12 protein-coding genes are annotated in these 16,471 nt (G+C 41.6%); 2 read left to right on the top strand and 10 right to left on the bottom strand.

Annotated features, from left to right (window positions below; all coding sequences use genetic code 11):
• Positions 1-46: 46 nt before the first annotated feature.
• The 8 genes from dapB to udk all read right to left on the bottom strand — a co-directional run bounded on the left by dapB (position 47) and on the right by udk (position 7,786).
• Entirely contained in the window at positions 47-748 is a 702-nt protein-coding gene (dapB, locus tag D0S24_RS17085) for a 4-hydroxy-tetrahydrodipicolinate reductase (RefSeq protein ID WP_117021034.1), read from the bottom strand.
• A 3-nt stretch (positions 749-751) separates the two neighbouring features.
• Positions 752-1,399 carry a DUF5683 domain-containing protein gene (locus D0S24_RS17080; RefSeq protein ID WP_117021033.1) on the bottom strand — a complete coding sequence of 216 codons (648 nt, stop codon included), beginning with the start codon at positions 1,397-1,399 and terminating at the stop codon, positions 752-754.
• Positions 1,392-2,318, bottom strand: coding sequence for a ParB/RepB/Spo0J family partition protein (locus D0S24_RS17075; protein ID WP_117021032.1), 927 nt, complete (start codon positions 2,316-2,318; stop codon positions 1,392-1,394). The genes D0S24_RS17080 and D0S24_RS17075 overlap by 8 nt, the downstream gene beginning before the upstream one ends.
• Positions 2,318-3,091: a ParA family protein gene (locus D0S24_RS17070; RefSeq protein WP_117021080.1), complete on the bottom strand. Its 774-nt coding sequence runs from the start codon at positions 3,089-3,091 to the stop codon at positions 2,318-2,320. Before D0S24_RS17070 ends, D0S24_RS17075 begins: the two co-directional genes overlap by 1 nt.
• A 119-nt stretch (positions 3,092-3,210) precedes the next feature.
• Positions 3,211-5,385 carry a methylmalonyl-CoA mutase gene (scpA, locus tag D0S24_RS17065; RefSeq protein ID WP_117021031.1) on the bottom strand — a complete coding sequence of 725 codons (2,175 nt, stop codon included), beginning with the start codon at positions 5,383-5,385 and terminating at the stop codon, positions 3,211-3,213.
• Between the two features lie 78 nt (positions 5,386-5,463).
• Entirely contained in the window at positions 5,464-6,846 is a 1,383-nt protein-coding gene (locus D0S24_RS17060; protein ID WP_117021030.1) for a methylmalonyl-CoA mutase subunit beta, read from the bottom strand.
• Entirely contained in the window at positions 6,839-7,171 is a 333-nt protein-coding gene (locus tag D0S24_RS17055; RefSeq protein WP_117021029.1) for a septum formation initiator family protein, read from the bottom strand. The genes D0S24_RS17060 and D0S24_RS17055 overlap by 8 nt, the downstream gene beginning before the upstream one ends.
• A 6-nt stretch (positions 7,172-7,177) precedes the next feature.
• On the bottom strand, positions 7,178-7,786 hold the full coding sequence (udk, locus tag D0S24_RS17050) for a uridine kinase (RefSeq protein WP_117021028.1): 609 nt from the start codon (positions 7,784-7,786) through the stop codon (positions 7,178-7,180).
• A 483-nt stretch (positions 7,787-8,269) separates the two neighbouring features.
• Between udk and D0S24_RS17045 the strand changes: the two genes are divergently transcribed.
• Together D0S24_RS17045 and D0S24_RS17040 are read left to right on the top strand one after the other, a co-directional pair.
• Positions 8,270-9,214: a serine hydrolase gene (locus tag D0S24_RS17045; RefSeq protein WP_117021027.1), complete on the top strand. Its 945-nt coding sequence runs from the start codon at positions 8,270-8,272 to the stop codon at positions 9,212-9,214.
• Positions 9,215-9,343: 129 nt separating this feature from the next.
• Positions 9,344-12,187 carry an MFS transporter gene (locus D0S24_RS17040; RefSeq protein WP_251795816.1) on the top strand — a complete coding sequence of 948 codons (2,844 nt, stop codon included), beginning with the start codon at positions 9,344-9,346 and terminating at the stop codon, positions 12,185-12,187.
• 2 nt (positions 12,188-12,189) lie between these two features.
• On the opposite strand, the gene D0S24_RS17035 is transcribed toward D0S24_RS17040, so the two are convergent.
• Together D0S24_RS17035 and D0S24_RS17030 are read right to left on the bottom strand one after the other, a co-directional pair.
• A complete protein-coding gene (locus D0S24_RS17035) occupies positions 12,190-13,449 on the bottom strand; it encodes a serine hydrolase (protein WP_117021026.1) in 1,260 nt (419 codons plus the stop codon).
• A gap of 1 nt (position 13,450) precedes the next feature.
• Entirely contained in the window at positions 13,451-16,360 is a 2,910-nt protein-coding gene (locus D0S24_RS17030) for a PEP/pyruvate-binding domain-containing protein (protein ID WP_117021025.1), read from the bottom strand.
• Positions 16,361-16,471: the final 111 nt, after the last annotated feature.

Genomic DNA, 16,471 nt, shown 5'->3' with positions numbered 1-16,471 from the left:
GTCCATCAAGCATTAAGTCAGTTTAATTTTTTCTTTGTTACGTTCTTTAACTAAGGTTTAACACGTCCTTCATGGTGAAAACCCCTGTTTTTCCAACGATCCACTCCGCTGCGATCACTGCCCCCAGGGCAAAACCTTCCCTATTATGGGCGGTATGTATAATTTCAATGCCATCCACTTCACTTTCATAAGAAACGGTATGGGTTCCGGGAGTATCGCCGATACGCTTGGCAGTGATGGGGATTTCCCTATCCTCGGCCCTGTCCAATTTCCAACCCTTGTAATCGGTATTGGCAATAACACCTTCTGCCAGAGTAATGGCCGTTCCGCTGGGGGCATCCAATTTTTGGGTATGGTGGATCTCCTTCATGGACACTCTATATTGATCCTGGGACGCCATCAATTTTGCCAAATGGGAGTTCAGTTCAAAAAAAAGGTTCACACCCAAACTGAAGTTGGAGGCGTAAATGAATGCGCCATTATTTTTTTTACACAACGCTACTGCTTTTGGATAATCTTGAAGCCAACCGGTTGTTCCCGAAATTATGGGAACATTGTGGTCCAGGCAGTTCTTTATGTTCCCATAGGCTGCGTTGGGCATACTAAAATCGATCGCAACATCGATTTCCGAAAAATTTATATCCGTAGCGTCCAAATCAATTTTGGCTACAATATTATGGTTTCTTTTAAGGGCGATCTTTTCGATCATTTTTCCCATTTTACCATATCCGAACAAGGCAATATTCATAAATTAAAACTTAATGGTTAATGCCATACCATATACTGGTTTGGCGGTAATGGCGTCCAGATCCAAATATGGTTTAAAATCCATACTAAGGTCGTCATCCACGTTAAATTGCTTTAAGTGGGAATCAACATTGGCATCCACAATATTTAGGGCATACATCCCAATGGTGACCAAGAGCCATAAATCCCGATCTTCCTGATATCTTTTCTGTGCACTTTCCAATGCGTCCATTGAAAAGTCCGGATCTGCCCCAGGGGCATTGGGTGCACCCAGATCATAAAATTCATCATCCGTAAAACCGGCCTGTCGCCTTTTAAATGCCGTTCTAAAACGGTCGTACAGGTCGTCGTTGTATATATATCCATAAATTCCCCCGCCTATAATGGCATACACTAAGGGAACCTTCCAATAACGTTTATTATATATTTGCCCAAGTCCGGGAAATACAGCAGAGTAGAAGGCAGCCTTACTGGGCGCCAAAGGATTTATGGCCCTTTTTTTTACCTTAAGGGTATCTACTACGGCAATCCCTTCCTTTTTAATCGAGTTTGTAATGGAATCCGACGCCTGGGAATTGTTTTCTTCCTCCTGCGCTTGTCCAAAGGTGATAAGAAGAATATATATAGCCAGTGATACAAGATATTTACTCACCCGTAATCAATTTTTTTAACCGATTGAATTCTTCCTTGGAATGAAAGGGGATGGTAATTTTTCCTTTGCCTTTTTCAGAGGCCTTGATATCTACTTTTACCGATAAATAATCTGAGAAAGTACCCAGGTTTTTACTGATAAAATCGGGGCTTACGGGGGCTTTTTTCGGTTCCTTTCCAGAGGGTGCCGCAACTTGGGCATCAGGGGCGCCGCCTTCCTGATAATCCTTTACCGCTTTTTCCGTATCCCTTACCGAGAGATTCTCGCCTATAATTTTTTCGTACAGGGCAATTTGGTCCTGCTTTTTGTCCACATTGACCAGCGCCCTGCCGTGCCCCATACTCACAAAGCCGTCACGTATACCGGTCTGTATAATGGGATCCAAGCGTAGTAATCGCAAATAGTTTGTTATGGTAGAACGTTTTTTGCCTACCCGTTCGCTCATTTTTTCTTGGGTCAATTGAATTTCGTCGATCAATCTTTGGTAGGACAAGGCAATTTCAATGGGATCCAAATCCTGTCGTTGAATATTTTCGACAAGTGCCATTTCCAGGGATTCTTGGTCGTTTGCAATACGGATATAGGCCGGTATGGTCTCCAGACCAATTAATTTGGATGCCCTGTACCTGCGTTCCCCTGAAACCAATTGATATTTGTTGAAATCCAGCTTTCTTACCGTAATAGGTTGTATTACCCCCAATTCCTTAATAGAAGAGGCCAGTTCCTGTAATGCTTCATCATTGAAATTGGAACGGGGCTGAAATGGGTTTACATCTATGGAGTCCATATCCAACTCCACAATATTGCCCACAACCTTATCTGCATTCTTGTCACTGGCCGACTGAATATCGTTTTCGGGATCTTTTAATAGGGCCGATAAACCGCGGCCCAACGCTTGCTTTTTTATCGCTTTCGCCATTATACTGTCTCCTTGTTTTTTACAACTACTTCATTTGCCAAATTTAAATAATTGGCAGCTCCTTTACTACTGGCATCATATTTAATAATGCTTTCACCATAACTAGGGGCTTCGCTCAATCTTACATTTCTTTGTATGATAGTGTCGAATACCATTTCGGAAAAGTGCTTTTTAACCTCTTCCACTACTTGGTTGGACAACCGTAATCTGGAATCGTACATGGTAAGTACCATTCCCTCTATGTCCAATTCGGGATTGTGGATTTTTTGAACACTTTTTATGGTATTCAATAATTTGCCCAGACCTTCCAATGCAAAATACTCACATTGAATAGGTATCATAACAGAATCGGCCGCAGTAAGGGCGTTTAAAGTTAAAAGTCCAAGTGAGGGCGCACAGTCTATAAGAATATAGTCGTATTTGTCCTTGAGGCCACGAATGGCATTTTTCAACATATATTCCCTATCGTCCTTGTCCACCAATTCAATTTCGATGGCTACAAGATCAATATGCGCCGGGATAAGATCTACATTTGGGGAGGAGGTCTTAATAATGGTTTCTTCGGCGGTCTTGGTATGTTCCAATAATTGGTAAGTTCCCAATTCGATACTATCTACATCCAAACCCAATCCGGAAGTTGCATTTGCCTGGGGGTCGGCGTCTATTAGTAATACTTTTTTTTCCAATACACCTAAAGAGGCGGCTAAATTCACTGAAGTAGTAGTTTTTCCTACACCGCCTTTTTGATTAGCAATAGCAATTATTTTGCCCATTATCATAGTAAGTTAGGGGGTAAAAATACGATTATTTAAGTTGTTATAAAATGTATTTTGTTAACACTGGGTGAATAATTGTGACGTTAGCGTTAAAGTAGGTTAAAGTTCAGTGGATCCTATTCGTTTAGGATTTTCAGAATTTCGATGGCCGTATCGCTTATTTTTGTACCGGGACCAAATATTGCCACGGCTCCTGCTCGGTATAAAAAATCATAATCCTTTTTGGGTATTACCCCACCTACAATGACCATAATATCTTCGCGACCATAGGTCCTTAATTCCTGCAGTAGCTGGGGTACCAAGGTCTTATGCCCACCTGCCAGGGAGGAGATCCCCAATACATGGACGTCATTTTCCACGGCTTGTTTTGCCGCTTCCGCCGGAGACTGGAACAAGGAGCCAATATCCACATCAAAACCCAGATCGGCATATGCGGTTGCCACTACTTTGGCACCACGGTCGTGACCGTCCTGCCCCATTTTGGCAATCATTATCCTTGGCCTACGGCCTTCCTGCCCTGCAAAATTGTCTGCCATTTGCCTAGCTATCCCAAAGCTGTCATCTCCTTTTATTTCTTTTGAATACACCCCGGTAAACGAATTAATAATTGCCTTGTGCCTCCCAAAGGCATTCTCCAAAGCCATGCTGATTTCGCCCAGCGTAGCCCTTGCCCTTGCGGCCTTTATAGCTAAAGCTAATAAATTTTTTTCTTCTAGGGCATTTATATCGGCGGTTATGGAGGAAATGGTCTTCATTCTTTCCTTGGCAACCTTGGTAAGAGTGGAAAGCGTTTGCTGCACTTCATGTTCGTTTCTATTTGCCCTTAGGATTTGTAAACGTGCCAATTGCTGATTTCTTACCTCTTCATTGTCCACTTCCAATATTTGAAGGTCATCATCTGTTTTGGACAGGAATTTATTTACGCCAACTATGATGTCCCTGCCACTGTCTATACGGGCCTGTTTTTTTGCAGCGGCCTCCTCGATCCTAAATTTTGGAATACCAGCGTCTATGGCCTTGGTCATTCCTCCCAATTCCTCTACTTCACTTATAAGGGCCCACGCCTTTTGTACAATCCCGTCCGTTAGTTTTTCTATATAATAACTGCCGCCCCAAGGGTCTACCGTCTTAGTGATTTCGGTCTCCTTTTGTAAATATAATTGTGTATTTCTGGCAATACGCGCAGAAAAATCAGTGGGGAGCGCTATGGCCTCGTCCAAGGCATTGGTATGTAAGCTTTGTGTGCCGCCAAAAACTGCTGCGGCGGCCTCTATGGTCGTTCTGGTAATATTGTTGAAAGGGTCTTGCTCGGTAAGGCTCCAACCGCTGGTCTGGCAATGGGCCCTTAGGGTGAGCGACTTCTCATTTTTTGGGTTAAACTGTTTAACCAATTTGGCCCAGAGCATTCTACCGGCCCTCATTTTGGCTATTTCCATAAAATGGTTCATCCCAATTCCCCAAAAGAAGGATAATCTTGGGGCAAAATCATCAATGTTCAATCCGGTATTTAAACCGGTTCTAATATATTCCAGTCCATCGGCCAGGGTATATGCCAATTCAATATCTGCAGTGGCCCCTGCCTCGTGCATATGATAACCGGATATACTTATACTATTAAAATGGGGCATAAACTTGCTGGAATATTCAAAAATATCGGCAACGATCTGCATAGACGGGGCGGGAGGATAAATGTAGGTGTTCCTTACCATAAATTCCTTTAGAATATCGTTCTGGATAGTTCCCGAAAGGTCTTTGGGCAAAACTCCCTGTTCCTCCGCTGCCACGACAAAAAATGCCATTATGGGCAATACGGCTCCGTTCATGGTCATGGAAACCGATATTTTATCCAGGGGGATGTCCTGAAATAGAAGTTTCATATCCTCCACAGAATCGATGGCCACACCGGCTTTGCCCACATCGCCCACCACCCGGGGGTGATTACTGTCATATCCTCTATGGGTGGGTAGATCAAAAGCTATGGATAGGCCTTTTTGTCCCGCCTTTAGATTTCTTCTATAGAATGCATTACTTTCCCCTGCGGTCGAGAACCCCGCGTACTGTCTTATGGTCCATGGTCTGCTGACGTACATGGTGGAATAGGGGCCCCTTAGAAATGGCGGTATGCCCGCGGCGAAATTTAAATGTTCCAAATTTTCAATATCTTCCCTGGTATAGTTTTTTTTCAGGGTTATTCCTTCTGCGGTCTCATACGGCAAATCGGGGTCCCGATTCCGATCATCCTTTTCTGGTACCGATTTGAGTTGAATATGTTGAAGGTTTTTTCTTGGCATTGCTTTTGTTCGTCTTATCCTAACCTATTCTTGTTTGCTTTGTAGTAGATATTTTTTTGAAAAGGTAACATAGCACCTTCATTCGGTCTTCAATCGCTCCTGTTCCCATTCTTCGGACAATCTTTTTTCAAAGATGGGTTCTATCAAGGTTTTTCGGGTATTGGTTTTTACAAAGGGGTACAGTTCCAAACTCCCCTTCATTTTATCCAATCTGGAGGCATATTTATTGGTGCCTACCAGAATTTTATCGCGTCTGTTAAAACGCTCTTGTTCCTTGGCGGCGCTTTCCTTTATTTTTTTTTGAATGAGATGTTCCTTCAATTGCACCAGAAATCCGCCACCCGCTTCAATTTGTTTAAATAGTTCCAAGGCCTTGGAGGAGAGTTGATGGGTTAAGTACTCCATATAATAAGCTCCATCGGCCGCATTGTTGACCTTGTCAAAATAGCTTTCATTTTTTAAGATCAATAGTTGATTTCGGGCCATACGTTCCCCAAATTCATTGTCCTTATGGTAAATGACATCATAGGGCATATTCAATATGGTATCGGCCTGCCCCAAAATGGCCGACATACATTCCGTTGCGGTACGGAGCATATTGGTATTGTAATCGTACAAGGTTTTATTTCTCAAAGTGGGAGTAGCTATAATATGGCAATTCTCCATAGCCCCATATTCCCGTGCCAGGGTTCCGAACAAAATCCGAAGGGCCCTTAATTTTGCTATTTCAAAGAAATAGTTGCTCCCAATGGAGACCTTAAAGGTTATTGTTGTACTTTTTAACTTGTCTTTATGGTGATCGTTAATATAATTTAAATATTCATTGGCTTGTGATAGGGCATAGGCCAATTGCTGTACCATATTGGCTCCGGCATTTCCATAGAGGGCCACATCCACTCCCAAGGTTTGGGCGTGATTTAAATTTAGGATTTCCCCTAATATTTTATGGTCTTCATCAAGGTTGAAATGCCAATTGCCATTTCTGGCCAAATGACCAATAATATCGATGTTGGTAAATACCTTGCTATGATGGTTTTCCGTTACCGTTAAAAGTGTTTTTACAAAGGCTAAGGATAGAAATTGATGGTTAAATTGGATATCGGTTTGGCCGAGGTCGATTTCATTAAGTAGTCCATGGATATCTATCCCCGAGGAAGGAATGGTAAAATAAATACATTCGGCACCTCTCGATATGGCATCCAGGGCTTTCTTGTTGGCCATTTCGGCATTCCCTGCATATATGGCCTGGGCTATGCTCCAGTCATCATCTTTGGACTTTAAGGGAATTTCGTCTGCCTTTTGGTCTTCGCAGTTGTAGAACGGTTTTACCTTAATGCCTTCGGGAGATTCCCAGACCAAGGTATTATTGTAATCCTCCCCTTGTAATTCAAACTGGATCTTCTGTTTCCAGGCTTTGGATGTAATCTCGTGAAAATCGTCAAAGAGCTGGGACTTACTCATCGTTTTTGGTTTTTACACTATCTTCATATTCAATTAAATAAATTTCTTCACCTTTCTTTTTTAAATAATATTGCTCCCTTGCAAACTTTTCCAACTCCTCTGGGTCCGAAAGCTTTTCTATAATTTTTTTATCCTTGGCTATTTCTTCATGAAGAAACTCCTTTTGCTTTTCCAGATTATTGATCTGTTTTTTAAGCTCCCAGTGAATGAGTAGGGAGTTGGTATCAAAAAAAACCATCCAAACAACAAAAACGGTCAGCACCAATACATACATATTGGTGACCACCCCAAACCATTTTTTCTTTCTTAACCCTTTTATTCCCATTGGTGATTAGCTTAATTTTTGGTTGATAATGGTCCTTACTATGTCTACCGCCACCGTATTGTACTTGTTGTTTGGAATTATAATGTCCGCATATTCCTTGGTAGGCTCAATAAACTGATCGTGCATGGGCTTTAGCGTGTTTTTATATCGCGTTAAAACTTCGTCCAAATCCCTGCCACGTTCGGTGATGTCCCTTTTTAAACGCCTTATCAATCGCTCGTCCGAATCGGCATGTACAAAGATTTTGATGTCGAACATCTCCCTGATCTGGGGATTGGTCAGGATTAGGATACCCTCTACGATCATCACCTTTCTTGGGTAGGTTGGAATAGTATCTTTGGTCCGGTTGTGTTCAACAAAGGAATAGACAGGTTGGTGAATGGGAGTTCCTCTCCTTAAATCCTGTAAGTGGCTGCCTAGCAATTCAAAATCTATGGCACGGGGATGGTCAAAATTTACCTGTACACGCTCGTTATATGATAAATGGGACAGATCACAATAATAGGAATCCTGGGAAATAACACCCACTTCCTCAAAGGGCAGTTCATTTATTATTTGATTTACCACCGTAGTTTTTCCACAACCCGTTCCACCGGCGATCCCAATAACCAACATGTATTTCTAATTTGTTCCAAAAATAACAATTTGCAATTAAACCGTAATAATTAAATATTACTACTATCTGCCTTTACGCACTAAGTGAGATTTAAACCTGCCTGCGGCAGGCAGCTGCTCCGACGCTTGCCTGCCTTAGTCAGACGGGCCTGCCCGTATCCGTTCAGGCGGGCTTGCCAGAGGTTGTTCACTTATAATCTTTTTATCCGCTTTCAGTGTAAGTAAAGGAAGTAAATGATGGAATGATAATTTTTCTGTTGGGGGTTGGATTTTATTTTTCGCAAACCCTAAAATAATTTAAAGGATAAAAATCACATACTGCTAAAATTAGCGTTATATTATCTGAGTATTTTTTTTGTTGAAGTCGGAAAAAATTAACAAGGATCCAATACGGATATGGAATATCTTTGGTAGTTTTTGAGGGTAGTTCTTTTTTTGCGATTTAAATTATAGTTGCTTAACTAACAGTATTATGGTATATATATGGTGGGTATAACTTATTTTCAATTGCAGGCGCGTAGGCTAGGAGTATTGTGTGCCGTTTTATCTTCTTGTTTCGCTTTAGCGCAGAAAGACTTGCCCATTAATATAGACAATGCCAAAATAAAGCCACTTCCAAGTTTGGTGGACAGCGACTTGCAAAAAAGTTTGGAAAAGGAGCTCATGTCCAATCCCAACTGGAAATCTTTGATGAAGAAGAATAAGATGGCCGTTGGTATAGTAGACCTCTCAAATCCAGAAAATGCAAAATATGCCAGTATCAACGGTGATTATATGATGTATGCTGCCAGTTTGCCAAAAATTGCGGTGCTCCTGTCCTCAATGGATGCCATTGAAAAAGGGGAACTCAAGGAAACTCCCGAAATAAAAAAGGATATGCGATCCATGATCAGTAAATCCAACAACGAAGCCACTACCAGAATGATCGATCTTTTGGGTTATGAAAAAATTCAGTCCGTAATGACCGATCCAAAATATATGTTCTATGATAAAAGTAATGGCGGCGGATTATGGGTTGGTAAAAGATATGGAAGCGGTGGGGATACCAATAGGGAACCATTAAAGAATTTATCGCATGCTGCCACAGTGGACCAAGTATGTAGATATTATTACCTATTGGCCAATGGAAAATTAGTGAATAAAGGGCGTTCAAAACAAATGTTGGATATAATGGGGGATCCTGAACTGCATCATAAATTTGTGAATACCTTGGACCATATTGCGCCCGATGCCAGATTATACAGAAAGTCGGGCTCCTGGAGAACCTTTCATTCGGATTCCATTTTAGTATGGGGTAATACTCCCAATCGCCGCTATATTTTGGTGGCCTTGATAGATGATGCAGGAGGTGAGCAAATTATTCGGGACTTGGTAAGGCCAGTGGAAAGGGTTTTGAAGGCTGAGCAGGTACATTTTGCCGTTAATTAAATCCAATTAGCGTATTTTCTTTTCTTTATTCGTTTACGGTCTGCCAATAAAGTAATTTTGGCCCTGATCTTCTTCTATGGAATGGTTATATTTAAGAGTGCTGTTGGATATTACTAAAACGCATGAAAATTGAACTACCTTAATTCATTTATTACAACGTTTAAAACTTACATCCTTAAGGCATTTGATCTAAAAGAGGAGGAACTCACCAAGACGCTTCTACTTCAACTCAACATATTCCTTATTATTACGGTTTTACTAATAGTAAAGCCAACAATAAATTCCCTTTTTTTATCCGAACTTTCTTCAGATGCACTGCCATTGGGGTATGTTTTAACCGCAATAATGGCCGTAGTGGGGTCTTTTTTTTATGACAGGGCCTTGGAAAAGTATCCCTTGAATATTATTGTGGACCGTACCTTGTTGGGATCTGTTATTTCTTTGGGAATATTTGGGATGGCCTTAAATTTTAATCTCGGCTATGGTTTTGCATTGTATATACCCTATATCTGGGTGGCCATTTTTGGATTGTTGACGGCTTCCCAATTTTGGGTAATGGCCAATCTGGTATATAATGTTCGGGAAGCCAAGCGTGTATTTGGGTTTATAGGTGCCGGAGCCATAGGCGGAGGAATATTTGGAGGCTACCTAACCTCTTTATTGACCAATATTTTAAATTCCGAAGATTTATTGTATGTTGCCGGTGCCCTACTGATGTGCTGTCTGTCCATTACCCGTTATATCTGGAAAAACGAGGTATTGAAGCTCAACCCTTTCCAGGTTTCCAGTAGATCCAACCCCAAGGTCGAATCCCCTTTTAGGCTGATCAGGCAGTCCAAATTGCTTAGCTTGATTGCAGTGGTTATCGGTATAAGTGTTTTGGTGGCCAAGTTGGTAGATTACCAGTATAGTGATTACGCCTCTAGGTTCATTAAGGATCAGGATGAATTAACCTCTTTTTTTGGATTTTGGTTTTCTACCCTGAGCGTTATTTCGCTTTTGATACAGTTGTTCCTTACCAAACGGATAGTAGGTACTTTTGGTGTAGGTAAATCCCTTTTATGGTTGCCCTCGGGCATATTGCTGGGGTCTTTTATGCTATTGATCGTGCCACAGCTTTGGGTAGTGGTATTTATTAAAATTGTGGACGGAAGTTTAAAGCAGTCGGTAAATAAGGCCGCCACGGAACTTCTTTCCATACCCATCCCGATAGAAATTAAAAAAAAGACCAAAACATTTACCGATGTGGTCGTAGATAGCATAGCTACAGGGATGGCAGGCTTTATTCTGATTTTTTTTATAAATGGTCTGGAAATATCATCTACCTACATAAGTATAATTATTATCGGGCTTATTTTAGTTTGGTTGTATTTTATATATCATTTAAGGAACGAATATATAATTTCCTTCAAACACTTATTGGAATATAACCATACACGAAAGGGGAAGGCGGCCAAATCGGAAATAAAGGTTACATCCATTGTAGAGACGGTAATCAAGGTATTCGAAACGGGGAACGAGAATCAGATTTTACATATGTTGAGCAAAGCATTGGAAGTAAAGGATGAGCGTTTCTTTTTTGCAATTAAGGCCCTGTTGAACAACCCTTCTGCCAAGGTTAGGGCTTTGGCCATTGAAAATCTATATTTTTTGAATACGGAAAATGTATATCAGGTCGTAGAGCCCATGATCTACGACGAGGATCAACAAGTGACCACCGCAGCCTTTCGGTATTTGTTGAAAAAATATCCAGAGGACCCAGTGGAACTTTTGGATAAATATTTATCGGTAGAGGACAATACCATTGCCAATGCCTCCCTAGTTGGCCTGTCTATGGAATTACGAAATAATAGGGTGATGCAGGACCGATTCTCTTTGGAACATAGAATTGAAAATATCCTTTCACAGTTGTCGCAGACCAATACGGATATGGAAAGGACCAACAAGATCGTTGCCGTTCTCGAAACCATAGGGAACGCCAAGGTGGAAAGGTGCTACCCTGTTATAAAGGCACATTTGTATTCCAATAATGTTCTAATTGCAAATACCGCTATTTTAGCGGCATCAAAGACTTTGGACAAGCAGTTTATAGACCTAATTGTTTCCAGGTTATCCGGTAAGGATACCAGAAAATCGGCCATGGAGGCCCTTTACTTTTATGGGGAGCCCATAATTGATATTTTGTTTGAGGGATTAAGAAGGGAAAGTATAGACCCGGATGATAGTGCCTTCGTGGTCATGGTTATAGGAAAGTTCAATTCACAGAAGGCCATAAATACCTTGATGAAACTTACGGGGGATATGGAACATACGGTGAAAATAGAAGCTATTGAAGCCCTTAAACACCTAAAGTGGAAAAACCCCCATCTGAAGATAAGGGACCGGTTTATAGTGGATAAGATCTTGGACGAGTGTCACCTGTACCAAAGCACCCTGTCCGTAATTCATACCCAAATAGTACTTCAGTACAGGAAGAATCCTGAAAATCAAGGGACCAAGGATGAAAACGAAGCTAGGAATGGCCTTATACATTTGTTGGAGTTGAGGTTGGATCGGCAATTGAAACGGATTTTTCAATTTTTGGGAGTAAAATATCCGCCCCGGGATGTGGACCCCATATTAAATGCCATACTAAAAGGCCAGGAGGAGCAGCGCATACATGCCATTGAATTTTTGGACAATATCTTGGACGTTCAACTCAAAAAGGAATTGATTCCGGTTGCCGAATCCATTGTACAAGTGGGTGTTATTTCCGAAGAAAATTTAAAAAACCTCAATGTAAAGGTCCTTAGCGAATCCGAAAGTTATTTGGCCCTATTGAAGCGCAAGGATATTAAATTGAAACTGGCAGTACTTTACTTGATAGAAAGAACCAAGGATCCCAAATTTATCCCCCTTTTGGAAATTGTTTTGGAAGACGCCAATGAGAGGGCACGAAAAAAGGCGGCCGAAATCCTGAATAATTTTCAATAATATCAACGTCTAATTATTTTGTCTATGCTACTGGCCAGGGTCATGTGGTCCGTTGCCGAATTCTTTCGCAATACGTTGGTCATTAGTACTACCATATATTTGCAATTGTCAGGATGTTCTACAATGGCCACAGAATTCATATAATTGGTAACATTGCCCATATATTTTCCACAGGCTTCACCCGTACTTCTATCACATTTATATAAACTCCCCGACTTAAAATAAACGGCAGCCGGCTTTAGGGCAGGGGATTGAGCGTATCGAATTCGTCGGTCCGTCATATACATAAGGCGTTTCATTTCCAAACTGGACTCTTGGTCCACCACCTTGCCCTGCTCCAACTGGATCAGGAATTTCATCAACCCTAGGGGAGAGCCTATACTGCCCCCCTTGTCGCCCACATAGCGGTTGGGTCCGGAAGTAAAAAAACTCCCCAACCGCCATTCGTCCATAGTAATTCCCAATTCCCGTAGAGGAAGGTTTACCACATTGTTGGCCAAATCTGTCAATTCCTTTTTTGGGGTAGTGGTGAAGTAGGCATCCGCCTCTTCTTGGCCAAGGGTAGGGTAGGACTCCCCGAAGGCTTCCATTAATAAGGCCTCCCGCCATACAATACTGGCCGCGCCGTTATTGCTAACGGAAAGCATATGGTCTGCCCATTCGAACAGGGTAAAAACATCACTGCCAATGACCTGTCTTTTAAGTAGTTTATGGTTCTCCAGATTAAAAATGGGCACCGTGTGCTCATCTGTCAAACCCCAAACGCCGGACTTCACGGATTTGGATCGTAAAAGCTCCAATCGTTTTTCAAAGGAATCCGGGTATATTTTTTTTAATTGCGCAAACAAGGCTACCATCACGGCCAGTTTACCAACACTGCCCGGTTGATATCCGGCAGTTTCGTTTCTTTTGGCATATCGAATACTGTCAATATCCGAAATATCCAAAACGGCAATGGAATAACTCTTGTCCAAGCCTCTAAATAGCGCGTTGATTTCCTTTTGGAATTGTTCATCTACACTTAGGAAGGCAGTAGTGCTGTCCTCCTTTTTGGATATTAGGTTCAGTTCAATATCCATATAGGACTTTTGGGCCCCTGGAGGAATTACCGTAGTCGACTTCAGCTCCCCGATTTTAACGAGTTCAAGATACTTCAGCCTTTTGATTCCCGTATGTAGGTAGCCATCTATAGGGTAATAGTTTATAGTGGTAAAGGCCGAACAAATCAGTAATAAAACTATATATTTAATACTCTTTTGCATCTTATATTTTTTTAGAAAGGGGAATGCTTTTGTCCAAATCGATTTTTGGTGTAATAGATTCCAGGTATTGGGAGCTTAACGCTTTTTTATTTTCTACAAAAGGGCGTATTTGGAACAGCCACAACCTATTGTTTTGGAATCCCAATTCCACATCATAGGCCCCTTCATAGTCCGATTTGGTTTCTGTGGGCATAGTTTCACGGATTGTTTTGGCCAATGTTCTTATTTCATCAATATTTTTTTGGTTTAGGATGAAATTTTCAAAGGTGGACATTCGTTTTTCCGTTCCCCCTACAACTGGAAGTCGGTTATGGTACATTTCCCTGGCGGGAGCTAAAAGTTGGGTGCCACCATTATCCCTAACCAGATAGGTTTCTGCCGATTGGCCATCTACGGCACCTCCGGCACCTCTGCTAAAGGCTATGGTGAGATCGTCCGGGTTTCCGGAACTGATACCCTTGGTGATCAATACCCCGGAATAATCAACGTCCACACTGGGGATTATTAAAATGGAGGGAAATACATTTTGAGGGTTTAGGAGATATTTCTGTCGCCACTTAAAACTGCGTTCCGAATAGGGGGAAGCCCATACATCCTTAATTCCGGATATAATTTTTTCCTTGTCGGCCACATTGAATATGGTGAGGTTTAATCCGGCCCCTGTAAAATTCTTCAAATCCTCCATGTTGGTGTCACTTCTTAGAAAAACAGGGATTTCACCAATTGCTTTCCCCAATACATCTTGAAATCCATTTTCCAATTGTGCTATGAATGCGGACTTCATTGGCATTTTCTTAATGGCACCCCGTAGGATCTCCAATTGCCTTAGTTGGTAGTTTTCTACCTGGCCCTCAGCAATACCCTGGTTACGCATAGTTTCGGCCGACATAAAGGTAGCATTTAAGAATTCCCAATAACTGCCCTGTTGGTCGGGCATGGGCTGGTCCATATGATCCCTAAATATTCCAAAGGGAATCACCAGGCCTTCGACCACCATGTCCGGGAACATTTTTTTTAACTGTCCCAAATTGGCCGCTTTCGGTCCACAAAGTTTCCCTGAATCATCGGCGTCTACGGATCTTAGGTTTAATATGGCATTTTCGTCCAAACGTATATTTTGTATCGGTACTTCGATTCTTTCTTCCTTACGTTCGGTTTTTATAAACAAGTTACGCTCCTCTTGGGACATATCTTTTTCCAATTTCATAATAACATTGCCCTTGTTGGAAACCGCATAAAAGACCTTATCCCCATTATATTTTTGAAGGCTTTTAAGATTTTCATCGCCAAGGGCAGCATTGGGGATGCCCATGTTTCTGGCCAATAATTGCACGTGGGATACCATGTTTCCTTCAGAAACCGTGGCAATTCCTGCTACTGGCTTAAGATCTGATGGGGGGCGTTGAAAAATATAGATTTTATCGGAAGAGACTTCAATATCGTCTGGAGAGCCGTCAACCACTAACAATTCTCCAAGGGCATAACCTGGGTTTAGACCTCGTATACCACTTTGATTTTCTAAGTCCATCACCCTATTGGTCAAGGTGGATTCCCGGGCAATGATATCGCCCAATTCTCCCACGGTTTCACCTAAACGGAGGGCAATGGAACCTCTAATTTTATCGTCAATAAATCCATAGGCCTTTGGCTCAAAAGCGGTATAAATCTCCACTATTTCCTGATAATTGGCCTTTACCATGGAAGAGCTCCATTCCACTTCCCTTCGGGCATTTTCCAATACAGTAGTTAGCTGCCCTAAAGACAAGGAGTTGCTATCGGATCCCTTTAGGGATAGATTGAGTTGTTCCCATTCTGCCAGTTCTATATATCCGGCACCGGCAGTCGCCATACCCAAATAACAGACTTTGTCCAATAAGCCATTTAGATCTTCCGGTTGCCATTGGGGAGCATTTTTAAATATGATTTCTTCCAACTTAAGGGAGGCGTCCAAAACTTGAAGTCGGGCTTCCGCATTTACTTCTTTTGGAATGGCCTGTCTTATATCCAACAATAATTCTGCGACGGCGGGAATAAGGACTGCTGCATTTGTTTCTCCACTATAATTGGTGCTAAAGTTCTTTATGGAAACCCCAATAGGACTATCATTGACAAGAGGAGTGTTTTTTTGTATTTGTGCAATATCCATTGGTTGGTAGAAAAGGACCATAGTCGATATTAAGGCATCAATTTTTGCTTTTACCCCATTGGTGAGATTGCTGCTATTTTTGGACTTAAAGTCTGTTACTTTCTTTATGTCCCCGGCATCCGGCCTACTGTGGATCTTAACCCTTAATTCCATAAATGTTGGGGCTAGGTCCGATATTACTTTTGATTCGCTCCTTATTTTTTGCGCTAGATTATCGTCGCCCTTATGCGGTATGTCCTTCAAGGACTGGCGAATGAGATAAAAATTTTGGGTCAATTTTTGAGTGTCGGATAACAGCCATTTATAGAAATCTACGCCCCATGCCCCTTCATCCTCGGCCTGGGTGGCCCCCCTATAGTACTGCCCTTTTTCCAGTATCCAGCCATTATCTACAGTTCTTAAATATAGGTCCAACTGATACTGTTTAAGACGGGAATGGTTGTTTTCCGAGTCCCAAAATTCCTCTTTGGCGGTATAGGATAATATTTGGCCCAAAAAGAGATGGTTGCTATTTCCCAATTCGATAATGGAGCTTTTATAGGTGGCATGCTGTACCCCGGGACCAATATTATCGGGACAAGGGTCTTTGGGATGGCGTATGCTTCCATCCGTACAGAACCATCTAATTTCCTTATATGGTCCCCGGATATCCTTCTTGTACGAGTTGATCAAATCCTTTATTTCCTGATTGCCCAATTTTTGTCCAGCACTTATTAATGGAAGGCAAAAAAATAGTAATATATATAGATGAATATGTTTTTTCATAATGCTGCAATACCTGTTTAATGTCTAACCAAATGTAATACCAATTCTGATGCAAACAATATATAATTATGCCTGTTTCTAAGGCCTAATGATAAAAACCTTGCCATAACG

This window comes from Arenibacter sp. P308M17 (genome assembly GCF_003426735.1).
Taxonomy (GTDB): domain Bacteria; phylum Bacteroidota; class Bacteroidia; order Flavobacteriales; family Flavobacteriaceae; genus Arenibacter.
This window is presented reverse-complemented; position numbering and strand designations above follow the sequence as displayed.